This is a genomic window from Dactylosporangium sp. NPDC049525, from assembly GCF_040676755.1.
In the GTDB taxonomy this organism is placed as follows: domain Bacteria; phylum Actinomycetota; class Actinomycetes; order Mycobacteriales; family Micromonosporaceae; genus Dactylosporangium.
On sequence record NZ_JBFAPO010000039.1, the window covers coordinates 14,646 to 27,980 of the forward strand.

Annotated in this window: 9 protein-coding genes; 3 read left to right on the plus strand and 6 right to left on the minus strand. The window is 72.7% G+C overall.

The features are described 5' to 3' along the window. Positions 1 to 135 precede the first annotated feature (135 nt). Entirely contained in the window at positions 136 to 2,232 is a 2,097-nt protein-coding gene (locus AB0K00_RS38605) for a transglycosylase domain-containing protein (protein WP_363531649.1), read from the plus strand. Between the two features lie 24 nt (positions 2,233 to 2,256). On the opposite strand, the gene AB0K00_RS38610 is transcribed toward AB0K00_RS38605, so the two are convergent. After that, positions 2,257 to 2,832, minus strand: coding sequence for a GNAT family N-acetyltransferase (locus AB0K00_RS38610; RefSeq protein WP_363531413.1), 576 nt, complete (start codon positions 2,830 to 2,832; stop codon positions 2,257 to 2,259). Continuing rightward, a complete protein-coding gene (locus tag AB0K00_RS38615; protein WP_363531416.1) occupies positions 2,832 to 6,332 on the minus strand; it encodes a cobyrinate a,c-diamide synthase in 3,501 nt (1,166 codons plus the stop codon). The genes AB0K00_RS38610 and AB0K00_RS38615 overlap by 1 nt, the downstream gene beginning before the upstream one ends. 96 nt (positions 6,333 to 6,428) lie before the next feature. On the opposite strand from AB0K00_RS38615, the gene AB0K00_RS38620 reads away from it, so the two are divergent. Next, on the plus strand, positions 6,429 to 7,214 hold the full coding sequence (locus AB0K00_RS38620) for an SURF1 family protein (RefSeq protein ID WP_363531419.1): 786 nt from the start codon (positions 6,429 to 6,431) through the stop codon (positions 7,212 to 7,214). On the opposite strand, the gene AB0K00_RS38625 is transcribed toward AB0K00_RS38620, so the two are convergent. The 4 genes from AB0K00_RS38625 to AB0K00_RS38640 all read right to left on the minus strand — a co-directional run bounded on the left by AB0K00_RS38625 (position 7,196) and on the right by AB0K00_RS38640 (position 10,942). Further along, positions 7,196 to 8,722, minus strand: a complete 1,527-nt coding sequence (locus AB0K00_RS38625) for an ATP-dependent DNA ligase (RefSeq protein WP_363531422.1) — start codon at positions 8,720 to 8,722, stop codon at positions 7,196 to 7,198. The genes AB0K00_RS38620 and AB0K00_RS38625 overlap by 19 nt on opposite strands. 36 nt (positions 8,723 to 8,758) lie before the next feature. Next, positions 8,759 to 8,995: a hypothetical protein gene (locus tag AB0K00_RS38630; protein WP_203847581.1), complete on the minus strand. Its 237-nt coding sequence runs from the start codon at positions 8,993 to 8,995 to the stop codon at positions 8,759 to 8,761. Positions 8,996 to 9,101: 106 nt separating this feature from the next. Then, positions 9,102 to 10,613, minus strand: coding sequence for a bifunctional diguanylate cyclase/phosphodiesterase (locus tag AB0K00_RS38635; RefSeq protein ID WP_363531424.1), 1,512 nt, complete (start codon positions 10,611 to 10,613; stop codon positions 9,102 to 9,104). Between the two features lie 110 nt (positions 10,614 to 10,723). Further along, entirely contained in the window at positions 10,724 to 10,942 is a 219-nt protein-coding gene (locus AB0K00_RS38640) for a hypothetical protein (protein ID WP_327008736.1), read from the minus strand. A gap of 466 nt (positions 10,943 to 11,408) precedes the next feature. On the opposite strand from AB0K00_RS38640, the gene AB0K00_RS38645 reads away from it, so the two are divergent. Continuing rightward, positions 11,409 to 13,043, plus strand: a complete 1,635-nt coding sequence (locus tag AB0K00_RS38645; RefSeq protein ID WP_363531427.1) for a DNRLRE domain-containing protein — start codon at positions 11,409 to 11,411, stop codon at positions 13,041 to 13,043. Positions 13,044 to 13,335: the final 292 nt, after the last annotated feature.

Consider the following 13,335-nt stretch of genomic DNA (forward strand, 5'->3'; position numbering starts at 1 on the left):
CGTCGCGTACGCCGAGGCGAATTGTCCTAGCTTGGAGATGTGATCACGCGCACGCTGCGAGTGGCCGGCGGATTCCTGGCCCTCGTCCGCACCGGGCTCATCGTTGGGCTCGCGATCGCCGCGCTGGTCTATCCGATGGTCGCCCTCACCGGCGTGGGCGTGAAACGCGGCACCGACGCGCTCGCCCTGCCGGTCGGTGCGTTGCGCTCCTCGTTGCCCGCGCAGACCAGCCACGTCTACGCGGCCGACGGCACGACGCTGCTCGCGCAGTTCTACGAGGAGTACCGCACGTACACCACGCTCGACACCGTCTCGCCCAACATCCAGAAGGCCATCGTCGCCGCCGAGGACGCCCGCTTCTGGGAGCACCACGGCGTCGACTTCAAGGGTGTCGCCCGCGCGTTCGTCGCGAACCAGAAGGCCGGCGCCGTCTCGCAGGGCGCATCGACGCTCACCATGCAGTACGTGCGCAACGTCCTGCGCGACAGCGCCGACACCCCGGCCGAGGTCTCCGAGGCGACGGAGCAGACCGGCGCCCGGAAGCTGCGCGAGATGAAGCTCGCGATCGAGCTCGAGAAGCACATGAGCAAGACCGAAATCCTGGAGCGGTACCTCAACGTCGCCTACTTCGGGCACCGCGCCTACGGCGTCCTCGCCGCGGCGGAGGTGTACTTCTCCAAGCGGCCCGCCGACCTCACCGTCCCCGAGGCGGCGCTGCTCGCCGGCCTGGTGCAGGCGCCGTCCTCGTACGACCCCGCGGGCAGTTCCGCCGCCTCCGTCGCGTCGGCCACCGAGCGGCGCGACTACGTCATCGACCGGATGGCCGACCTCGGCTACCTCGACGCCGCCGCCGCGGTCGCCGCGCGCGCCACCCCGATCGCGTTGAAGCTCAGCGAACCGCCCAACGACTGCCTCGCCACCCAGCCCGGCTGGGGCTTCTTCTGCGCGATGTTCCGGTCGTGGTGGAGCAGCCAGCCCGGTCTCGGCGCCACCCCCGACGAGCGGCTCGACCGGCTGCGCCGCGGCGGGTACACCGTCATCACGTCCCTCGACCCGCGCATCCAGGCGATCGCGCAGGCGCAGGTGCTGAAGCGGGAGAAGACCCGCAGCCCGTACGCCCTCGGGCAGGTCGCCGTCGAACCCGGCACCGGCCTCATCCGTGCCATGGCCGTGAACCGCACCTACTCCCTCGACCGCGCCAGCAACGGCCCGCACTCCGACCCGCGCCAGCGCAAACGCCTCCGCGGCAACTACCCCAACACGGTCAACCCGCTCCTCGGCGGCGGCGACATGGCCGGCTACCAGGCCGGCTCCACGTTCAAGATGTTCACGCTGCTGGCCGCCCTCGAACAGGGCATGCCGCTGTCCACCGCGATCAACTCGCCGAAGACGTTCGTGTCGAAGTACAAGACCGGCCGCGACAGCCCGGCTCGCTGCGGCACCGACAGCTGGTGCCCCTCCAACGCCTCCAGTTCCATGACCGGCCGCCAGACCATGTGGTCCGGCTTCGGCAAGTCCGTCAACACGTTCTTCGTCCAGCTCGAGCAGCGCGTCGGCGCCGAGTCCGCGGTCCGCATGGCCGAACGTCTCGGGCTGCACTGGCGCACCGGCATCGACCGGCTGCAGGCCTCCCCGGCGAAGGCGAAGACCTGGGGCGCCTTCACCCTCGGCGTCGCCGACACCACCCCCCTCGAGATGGCCGGCGCCTTCGCGACCGTCGCCGCCGACGGCACCCACTGCGAACCCATCCCCGTGATCTCGATCAGGCAGGTCGACGGCACCGAGGCAGTGAACGCCGAAGGCGTGCCGGTGGCCCGCCCCCGCTGCACCCAGGTCCTGTCCCCCGACGTCGCGCGCGGCGCGGTCGACGCGGCCCGCTGCGTCACCGGCTTCAAGGCCGCCACCGGTGACTGCGGCGGCGGGGGCACCGCGTCGAAGGTGTACCCCACGGTCCGCCGCCCGGTCGCCGGCAAGTCCGGCACCACGGACGACAACCGGGCCGCCTGGTTCGTCGGCATGACCCCCGGCCTGACCATCGCCGGGTTCATCGCCGACCCCGACAACCCGTTGCACCGCGTCGGCCCGGCCAACGCCGGCAAGCCCCGCGAGGCGGTCGCCGAGACCCTCCGCGACGCCCTCGCCGGCACGGCCGTGCGCCAGTTCACCCCACCGAGCACTGCCATCGCCTACGGCGCGAACGCGAAACCCCGCGCCTTCAAACCCCGCCGCTGACCTGTGCGGTCAGCGCCTGTGCGGTCAGCGGATGTCGGCGGGGACCAGCGACCAGCTCTCCAGGTCCACGCGCCCGCTGTGCAGGGACCCGGCGTTGCGCATCAGCCCCTCGTAGGTGAACCCCGCCTTCTCCGCCACCCGCCGCGACGCCACGTTGCCGGGCGCGACCCGCAGCTCGATCCGCTGGAACCGGTGCTCCAGCAGCAGCGACAGCGCCAGCACGTCGACCGCCTCGGGCGCCACACCGTAGCCGCGGGCGTCGGCGGCCACCGCATACGCGATCTCCGTCGACCGGTTCAGCCAGTCGGTGTTCTTCGTCCACAGGCAGCCGACGAGCCGCTCGTCCTCGCGCCGCACGATGCCGTAATGATCGCCGGCCCCGCTGTCACGCCGCTCGACGGCCAGCTCCGTGCACCACGAATAGCCGTCGAACTCGCTGTTGTCGTCCTGCGCGATCGGCAACCACCGCCGGACGAGCCGGTCCGCGAAGATCTCCCCGACCCGCTTGTCGTCGTCGGCGCACAACGGCCGCACCGACAGCCTGGGCGTCTGGACCGACAGTGCCGGAAAGCGGCGCAACGCCACCGACCAGGTCGACACTAGGCGGCCTCCGTCGCACCGCCGGCGGGCGGCCCCGACGTCGGCGGCCCGTCCCCGGACCGCTCGTCCGCGTCCCCTTCCCCGGGACGCGCGTCCGTCGCCCGCTCCCCCGGCCTCGCCTCGTGCGACGCGGTCGCCCCGAGCGCCGCCGCGGCGGCGGGCCCCGAGTCGGGCGGCGCCGAGACGGGACTGTGGTCACCGGCACCGAGCGGGTCGTGCCCCTGTGCCGGAAGCTGCAGGTACGCGGTCGGCGCCTCGTCAGGCGCGACCAGATCCGAGCCGGCGGCGGCGATCACCGTCATCCCGGCGGGCGCCGCCGACACTGGCGCCGCAACGGTCGGCATCGGCGCGGACGACACCGGCACCGCGGACGACGTCGCCGGCGCACCGGACCACTGATGCCCACCCTGCGCGCTCAACGGCGGCGTCGACACCGGCTGCACCCCGGCCCCTTCCGCGGGCCGCGACCCGGCGGCACCGGCCCCTGACACGGGCCCGGCCGCGCCGATGCTTTCCGCCGCGACACCCCCCGAACCGGCCCCGCCGGCACCGGTCATGGAACCGGACACGGGGGCGGGCACTGCGGCCGCGGGTGAGCTGGTCACCGGCGGCGGGGGCGCGGCAGGCGAGGTCGGTGAGTGGACGGATGCTGGTGGAGCGGAGACGGTCGTCGGCACAACCCAAGACGATGGCAGCCCAGAGGCCGTCGCGGGCGCGTTCGGGGTGGAAGGCACCCCAACGCTCGCCCCACCAGTCGCGGTGGACGGCCCAACCTCGGGCGCCTCCGCAGAGCCCGCCCCCACGACGCCCGACGCCGCGGTCCCTGAGCCCGCGGCGCCAGACTCCGGAACGCCAGACTCCGTAGTGCCCGATGTCGTGGCGCCCGGGCCTGCGATGTCCGACGCCATGGTGGCCGATGCTGCGGTGCCTGATCCTGCGACGTCCGAGGCCGTAGTGCCTGAGCTCGTGACGCCTGAGCCCGTGACGCCTGAGCTCGCGGCCTGGCTGGCGGACGCCAGTGCGACCCCCGCCCGGCTCGTCGGGCCGAACGGGCTCGACGCGATCCCGTCGGGCTCGTCAGCGTCTCCCGCGGCGGGCGAGGGGGCACCTTGGGCCTGCGCGTACGGTGCTTGCGGCGTGGCCGAGATCCCCGTCTGAATGACCGCGGTCGGCCCCTCCTCCGCGGACGCACCCGGCCGCGAAGTGCTGGAACGCGCCGCCCCGGACGGCGAAGCGCCCGAGTGCGACGTCCCGAAGTGCGAAGGCCCAGCGTGCGGAGGTCCAGCGTGCGACGGTCCTGCGAGTGAAGGTCCTGCGGGTGAAGTGCCTGCGGGTGAGGTGCCTGTGGGCGGAGGCCCGGCCGGTGGCCGGGGGCCTGCCGGCGCATACGCCGAAGCCGCCGCGGCCTGCCCCGGCGCCGCATACGCAGACGGGCCCGAGACGGGACCCGCGGGTCCGCCGGGAGCAGACACGGGCGCGGGTGACGCGAACGTGGACGGCGCCGAGACCGGTGTCACCGCACCCGGGCCCACAACGGGGGCGGGTGGCGAATACGTGGCCGGTGCCGCAGCGGCGAACCCACCAGGCGCCGAGACCGGGCCGGGGACCGACACAGGGCTCGCGGCCGGGGCGGTCCCGGGCGCCGCGAAGGCCGCCGGCGCCGAAACGGGGCCTGGCGTGGAAAAGGCCGCCGGCGCTGATACGGGCCCCGGCGTGGAAAAGGCAGTCGGCGCCGAGAGGGGGCCCGGCGTGGCGAAGGCAGCCGGCGCCGAAACGGGACTCGGGCCGGAGGCCGCCGTGTCACCCGCCGGGCGCGCCGGGTCGGACCCGGTCAGACCGGGCGCGGCGGCGGTCTTCGACAGGTTGGCGCCCCCAGAGACGCCAGCGCCCGCAGCAACCCCAGCGCCCGCAGCAACCCCAGCACCCGCAGCAACCCCAGCACCCGCAGGAACCCCAGCCGCAGCAGGGACCCCTGCGGCAGCAGCCGTGGAGGCGTCGGCCGGGACGGCTGGGAACTGGAGGGTCGAGCCGCTGCCGGACGGGGCCTGTGAGGCCGGGACGACGGACGGGCGACCGTACGGGTGGGTGCTGGGCGTCGTCCACTGGCCCTGGACGGGGGTGGCGGTGGCGCCGGCGGCGCCTACGAAGCGCGACGCGATGGACGGCGAGCCGGCCCAGTGCAGGCCGAGGTAGGAGGCGTGCACGCCGCGGTGGACGAAGCCCTCCGCAGGGCCGCCGGCCCAGGTCCATGCGGCCTGCAGGCCGGCCCGGGGGCTGATCGTGGTGCGGTGCATCTTGTGCCCCACGACCTGGGCGCCGACGGGCAGCAGGACGGAGGAGCTGCGGGCGGTGGCCTCGCGGTAGCCGAGGACGACGAGGTCGGTCTCGCGGGCCGAGGCGTCCACGACGCCGCACATGGGGCGGCCGTTGAAGTCGCGGCAGAGCCAGACGAGGCCGGTGCCCTCGGCGGCGATGGGCTTGCCGGCGGCCGCGTGCGCGGCGACGGCGGCGCGGAGGCGGGTGTTGAAGCCCAGCTCCTCGGCGTAGGACTCGGGCAGCGCGCCGCCGACGACCAGGCCGTCGACGCCGTCGGGCAGGAACTCGTCGCGCAGCGGGTCGAACGGGACGACCTCGGCGCCGGCGGCGGTGAGCAGCTCCGCGGTCTCCGGATAGGAGAAGGCGACGCCGATGATCGGGCGGCGGCCGATGCGGGCCACGGCCGGCTCGGCGATGCGGGCGGCGGCGACCTCCTCCGCGGCGCTCCACGGGTCGGAGGTGAGCCGGGGCGCGGAGCGGGCCAGGGCCATGGTCCGGTCGATGTCGACGGCGCCGGCGATGACCTCGCCGAGGCGCCGGACGGCGCGGACCGCGTCGAGGTTGTGGTGCACGACCGGGGCGACGCCGTGGTGCCGCGACGGCAGCGGCGCGCCGGCGTCGCCGATGTCGGTGAGCGCGTGGCGGCGCAGGGCACCGAGGACGGGCACGCCGATGTCGTCGAGGGCCTCACGGAGCAGCTGCTCGTGCCGGGAGGAGGCGACCCGGTTGAGGATGACGCCGCCGAGCCAGAGCAGCTCGTCATACGCGCGGAAGCCGTGCACGAGCGCGGCGACGGACTGCCCCATGGCGCCGACGTCGACGACGAGGACCACGGGCGCGCGCAGCAGACCCGAGATCTGCGCGGTCGACTCGCTGTCGGTGCGGCCGGCGAGCCCGTCGAAGAGGCCCATCGTGCCCTCGACCACGGCGATGTCGAGCGACGCGGCGCCGTGGGCGAACAGCGGGCCCATCCGCTTGGCGCCGATCATGCGCGGGTCAAGGTTGCGCCCGGGACGGCCGGCGGCCAGACCCAGGTAGGCGGCGTCGACGTGGTCGGGGCCGATCTTGAATCCGGCGGCCCGGTAACCCCGGGCCGACAGCGCGGACAAGAGACCTACGGAGACGGCAGTCTTGCCGTGACCGGAGGATGGCGCGCTGATCACCAGCCTCGGGATCGTGCTCATGATGCTCCTCAGGCGCTGGGGCAAATGTGTGTCCCGGACGATACCGGGTGGGCGCCACAGCAACTGTCCGGAACGCACCGGATACCGTGCATGGTTGTGTACCGGTTTCTCGCGTCGCCCCGGTGGCTCGGCTACGCCGCGCTGACCGTCGCCGCGGCGACCGTGATGGTGCTTCTGGGCTTCTGGCAGCTGGACCGCTATCACCAACGGGCATCGATCAACGCGCGGATCTCGGCGGGGACCTCGGCCACGCCGGTGCCGCTGACCGGCGTCGTGCCACGCCCCGGCGGCGCGCCCGGCACCGTCGGCGCGGCGCCCGGCGGTGACATGGAGTGGCTGCGGGTGCAGGTGAGCGGCCGCTTCGACGCCTCCCGGGAGATCCTCGTGCGGGGGCGGACGGTGGAGGGCCGGGTCGGCTTCGAGGTGCTGACCCCGCTGGTCCTCGCAGACGGCACCGCGGTGCTGGTCGACCGGGGCTGGGTGGCGCCCGCCGAGGGTGGTGCGCTCGCGATGCCGGCCGTGCCCGCCGCCCCGGACGGTGAGCAGACCGTGCTCGGCCGGTTGCGGCCGTCGGAGAGCCGCGGCGGGGCGCCGAAGGAGGTCAACGGCCGCCTGGAGATCCGCCGGATCACACCGTCGGCGATCGCACCGGCGATGCCCTACGCCATCTACGACGCCTACGTCAGCACCGACCTGCCGGCGCCGGGCCTGACGGTGGTCACGGCGGAGAAGCAGAACGCGCTGCAGAACGCCGGCTACGTGCTGCAGTGGTGGCTCCTCGCGGCGCTGACCCTCTACGGCTTCGGCTACCTGGCCCGCCGGGAGGCACGGGGCCCGGAGCCGGAGGACCTGCTGGACGAGTTTCACGACGCGCCGGCCTGAGGCGGCAGGTGGATGGCCCGCACGGCGTCGATCGTGTCGGCCTCCTCGGCGCGCTTGTCCTCGCGGTAACGCAGGACGCGGGCGAAGCGCAGCGCGACGCCGCCGGGATAGCGCGGCGAGGTCTGCACCCCGTCGAACGCGATCTCGACGACCAGCTCGGGCCTGACCTTGACGACCCACTCGGACTCCTCGACGGCGAGCGCCCGCAGCCGCTCGGTCTGCCAGCGCAGCATCTCGTCGGTCATGCCCTTGAACGTCTTGCCGAGCATCACGAAACCGCCGTTCTGCGGGTCGCGGGCGCCGAGGTGCAGGTTGGACAGCAGGCCCTTGCGCCGGCCGTGACCCCACTCGACGGCGAGGACGACCAGGTCGAGCGTGTGCCTGGGCTTGACCTTGACCCACGCGGAGCCGCGCCGGCCGACGTCATAGGGCGCGGCGGCGGACTTGACGACGAGCCCCTCGTGCCCGGCGGCGACGGCAGCGGCGAACACGCGCTCGGCGTCCTCCGGCGTGTCGAGCATGGTGCGCTCGACCCGCAGCGCGGCCGGCACGGCCCGTTCGAGGGCCGCCCACCGCACCGACGCCGGCTCGTCGAGCAGGTCGACGCCGTCGAGGTGCAGGACGTCGAAGAAGAACGGCTGGAGCACGGCGGTGCCGTCGCGGCGCGCCGCCCGGCTCGACGTCTCCTGGAACGGCACGGCCCGGCCGGTGTCGTCGACGCCGACGGCCTCCCCGTCGAGCACGATCGAGGACACGGCGAGGCCGCGGACGGCCTCCACGACCACGGGCACCCGGGCGGTGAGGTCGTCGAGGCTGCGGCTGAACACGGCGATCTGGTCGCCGTCGCGGTGCACCTGGATCCGGACTCCGTCGATCTTGGTGTCGGCGGCGGCCGGGGTGCCGGTGTCGGCGAGGGCGTCAGTGGCGGTGGCGGCGCTCTGCGCGAGCATCGGCGCGAGGGGCCGCCCGACGGTGAGCTTGTAGGCCTCGAGGGCGTCGGCGCCGGCGGTGAGCGCGTCGACCGCGACGATCTTCAGGTCGCCGGCGAGCAGCAGCGCCCGGCGGATCGCGGTGATCGGGACGCCGGAGGCGCGGGCGACGGCGTCGACCAGGAGGCCGGCCTGCGCGCCCTGCCGCAGCTCGCCGCTGAGCAGGCCGATGAGGAAGTGGCGCTCGGCCTCGGTGGCGGCGCCGAAGAGAGTGGCGACGAGCTCCCGCCGGGCGGCCTGCGAGCCTTTGCCGGCCAGCTGTGCCATCGCCGCGAACGCCTCGTCGACGTCGGTCACGGACAGCGTCGCGGATTCCGCGGGAGGTGGGAGGTCGCGCAGGGCGGCATAGCCGACGCCGGTCTGGCGTTGCCGCAGCTCGCCGGACAGATAGGAGGCGCCGGGCGAGACCTCATCGGGCTCCAGCCGCCGCAGCGCCTCGGCGAGTAGGTCGATCTTGGCGTTGCGCCCGGAGGTCCGCGTGACTTCGGCGGAGACGGAGGCCAGCTCGACGAATCTCATACCCGGATTTTGACCCAGGGGTACGACAGAAAAACCTCAGGCGGCGTACGCCAGCCGCACGACCCCCAGCACCCAGCCCATCCGGTTGACGGCGGTGTCGGGGTGCTCGCCGAACTCGTGGGCGACCAGCGCGGCGCACCCGCGCGGCCCGTGCCGCCGGACGCTGCGCATCACCGCGGTGCGGATGTGCTCGGGACTCATCGGATCCGAGGACTGCACGTCGGAGACGAACAGCGCTTCGGCCCGGACATGTTCCAGAAGCTGTGGCGTCATCTTCTACCCCCTTCGGCTTCCTCCAATCACACGCTCCCGCAGGTGTACCGCCGTGTCCGCCAGGTTGCGGACAGGGTGACAACGAACAGGCGACAGATGACACCTGTCAGCGGGCCGGCAACGCGCCGAGGTCGAGGCCCGCCGCGAACACCTCGCCGGCCGGCAGCGGCCGGGAGTACAGGTACCCCTGCGCGGAGTTGCAGCCCAGCGCCAGGAGCGCGGCGGCCTGCCCGGCGGTCTCGACGCCCTCGGCGACGGTGCGCAGCGACAATCCCTCGGCGAGCTGCAGGATCACCCGCATCAGGGTCGAGTCGACCCCCGACGCGGTGAACGTCCGGTCGATCTTGAGAATGTCGACCGGGAGGTGTACGAGGTACGCCAGCGACGAGTAGCCGGTGCCGAAGTCGTCCACGGCGATGCGCACGCCCCGCTCCCGCAGCCGGCCGAGGCGTGCGGTGCGCTCTGCGTCGTCGACCAGGACGGACTCGGTGAGCTCCAGCACCAGCGCGGCGGGCGGCAGCCCGGTCTCGTCGAGGACGGCCAGGACCCGCTCGACGAAGTCCTGCTCGCGCAGCTGGTGCCCGGAGACGTTGACGGTGACGGCGACCCCGTCGCGCTCGAACCATCCGCGCGCGTCGGCGCAGGCCTGCCGCAGCACCCACCAGCCCAGCGGCACGATCAGGCCGGTGGCCTCGGCGACCGGGATGAAGGTCAGCGGCGGCACCCCGCCGGCCGGCCAGCGCAGCAGCGCCTCGACCGCGGTGACCCGGCCGTCGGCGAGGCGTACGACCGGCTGGTAGTGCAGCACGAACTCGCCGTCGGCGAGGGCGCGGCGCAGGCCGGCGGCGAGCTCCCGGTGGCGGGCGGCGGCGGTGCGCAGGTCGGGGTCGAACCGGACGATCCTGTCCTTGCCGGCGTTCTTGGCCGCGTCGAGGGCGAGATCGGCGTCGCGCAGCACGTCGGTGGAGCTGCGCTGGTCGCCGACCGCAACGAGCCCGGCACTGCCGGTGAGGTGCACCTGCCGGCCGGCCACCGGGTACGAGGGGCGCAGTTGCGCGAGGGCGTCCTCGAAGGCCTGGTCGGCGCCGCGCCAGACGACCGCGAACTCGTCGTCGCCGAGCCGTGCCAGGACGTCGGCGTCGGGCAGCGCCGCCCGCAGCCGCCGGGACACCTGCACGAGCAGCTCGTCGCCGGCGGCGTGGCCGAGCGTGTCGTTGACGTCCTTGAAACCGTCGAGGTCCAGCAGCGCGACCGTCACGCCGGGCGCCACGCCCGTGAGGACCTGGTCGAGGCGCGCGGTGAGCTGCCGCCGGTTGGCCAGCCCGGTCACCGGGTCACGGGTGGCGCGCTGCCGCAGCTCCCGCTCCAGGCCCTTGCTACGCGCCGACGAACTGGCCAGGGAGCGCCGGAGCCGGTCGGAGCGGTGCCGGACCAGCAGCACCGCCGCGCCGGCCGCACCCAGGGCCACCAGCATCGCGAAGCCGGAAAGTGCCTGGTGGAGCATCGCCGGTACCGCCGCCGAAAACGCGATCAGAAAGACGCCGGCGACGGCGAGCAGGGTGGACGGCCGGCCTGCCATCGGGGCTGGGCGGGGATGAGGGCTCGGCTTGCGTCGCACGCTCCGATGCTAGCTATCACATATCCGATTTTTCGCCACCTAACGGACAACACGCACACACGCAAAGGGCGGGCCTCCACGGAGGAGGCCCGCCCAGGTCTGCGAGGTGGTCAGCCGCGCCAGTCGAAGCCCGCCTCGACCACGATCTTGTCCGCGGTGGCGGCGATCCGGTCGGCGTACTTGTTGGTGTGGTGCCCACAGAACGACAGGTCGCCGGCGGCGCCGAACGTCACCCGAGCCTTGGCGGCGGCACCGCAACTGTCGCAGCGCTCCCCAGTCAGCTCGGGGACGACGTGAACGGCCGGGCGCGAGATCAGCATCGGGGTCATCTCAGTCTCCTCGAGTCGAAACGGTCAGCTGCGAAATGAAATGTGGCTTTTCTAGGTGTTGCGCCTTACCTACCTAACAGTACGTTCGCCTGATTTGAGCGACTAGTTCGGAAGCGTTGGCATTTGGTCACTGCCGGGTTGCTGACTCTAGCCGTTCGTCTGATGCATCACTTGTGGACGTCACATACCCCCTCGGCAACTTCTCGACACCAGCCGCCCTGCCAGCCGCCGATGAGCCCGGTCCCGCTCAGGGCACGCTCAGGGCACGCTCACGGCGTCCACTGTGGACAGACGTGTTCGGGGGCGGGCACCCGAACGGCAACGCACGGCGAACCAGGGGTGTAACCCGGGTTGCCGAATCTTGTGGAGGTCCGGATGACAACGCCGGACGGCACCACCGCTCCACCAGGATTCGCCATCCACGGAAGGGCCCACATAGATGTTTCGCCGCCACACCCGCACATTGATGCCGCTCGCCGCCCTCGCCATTGGTGCCGCCGCCGGCACCGTGTTCTTCTCCGGCAACGCCGGCGCCGAGACCACCGACATCGTCCGCACCGCCGCGGGTGAGGACGGCTACAGCTCCAGCAGCCGCCCGACCTACAACTTCGGCGCGTCGGACACCCTCGTCGCGGGCCGCGCCGGCGGCGACACGATGGTGACCTACCTGAAGTTCACCGTCGCCTCCCCGGGCACCGGCGTGACCGTCAAGACCGCCCAGGTGACCCTGACCCGGGAGAGCAAGACGCTGCCGGGCACGCTGACCCTCAGCAAGGTCGCCGACACGGCGTGGACCGAGAGGGCCCTCACGGCGAAGAACGACCCCGCCATCGGCGCGCTGGTGAGCACCGTCAAGCCGAAGAGCGCCGCGGCCACCGTCACCTTCGACGTCAGCTCGGTCGTCAAGGGCGCCGGCACCTACACGTTCGCGGTGACCTCCCACGTTGCCAACAGCCCGGCCCGCTTCAAGTCGGCCGAGGCCACCAGCGGCCAGCCCGCCCTCAACCTGACCGTGGCCCGCCCGGCCGCGACCAAGCCCCCGACCCCCAAGCCCTCGACCACCAAGCCCCCGGTCACCACACCCCCGAGCACCAAGCCCCCGGTCAAGCCCCCCGTCGAGGCGACGCCGACCCCGACCGCCCCGGCCACCCCCGGTGGCTGCGCCGTCGACGCGAAGCTCGTCCCGTCCTGCGGCGTGCTGTGGGGTGCGGCCGCCGGCGGCTTCTCCGACGTGCCCCGCGACGAGGCGCTCAAGACCTTCGAGCAGAAGACCGGCCGGACGTCGACGATCTACCACACGTACCACAAGGGCGACGAGCTCTTCCCGACCAAGGACGAGATCGCCATGAGCAGCGACCCGGCCAGCCCGCGCACCCTGATGCTGAACTGGAAGGTCGGCTACGGCACGAAGTGGGCCAACGTCGCCAACGGCGACCAGGACGCGCGGATCGACCGCCTCTCGACCTACATCAAGACCAACTACGGCACGAAGAAGTTCTTCATGGTGCTGCACCACGAGCCGGAGAACGACGTCAACGCCACCGCCGGCTCGGGCATGACCGCCAAGGACTACGCCGCGATGTTCCGCCACACCGCGCTGCGCCTGAAGGCCAACGGGGTCAGCAACGCCGTCTTCGTCGTCGCCTACATGAACTACGAGAAGTGGAACAACACCTCCTGGTGGGGCGACCTCTACCCCGGCGACGACGTCGTGGACTGGGTCGGCATCGACACCTACAACAACGCGCAACCCGGCGGTTTCCACACCGGCGACTTCAACTACATGATGAACCGCACCACCGACAAGGCGAAGTTCCCCGGCTGGTACACCTGGGCCACCACCAAGCACGCCGGCAAGCCGATCATGGTGGCCGAGTGGGGCGTCTACGACTCGTCGCCGACCGTCGTCGGCAAGAACAAGGCCGACGTGTACGCCACCGTCCTGCCGCAGCTCGCGAAGATGCCGGAGGTCAAGGGCCTGGTGTACTTCGAGACCGCCAAGGACCAGAACGGCCACGACATCCGCATGGACGACACCCCGGAAGCCCTCGCCGGATTCCGGAAGATCGCCGCCGACCCCCGCTTCAACGTGAAGCTCTGAGCACTGTCTGAGCACTGAAGGCACGAAGGCCGCCCGGACCCACGTCCGGGCGGCCTTTCGCTGTGCGGGCCCGCGTCAACCCGATGGACGCACTACTGCAGCACGGTCGGGGCCGGGTCCGGCCGATCGGCGTCGGGCGGTCGGGGCGGCGGGCAGGCCGGCCGGGCGTCGCGGGCGGAAGCGCCGCGACCCACGCAACTTCGCTGCTCCTGACAGGGTCCCGAGCGTGCCACCCGGGGACCCGAATCTTATTCCTGTAAGGCAATGACGGAAAACATGAAAGCAAGGGATG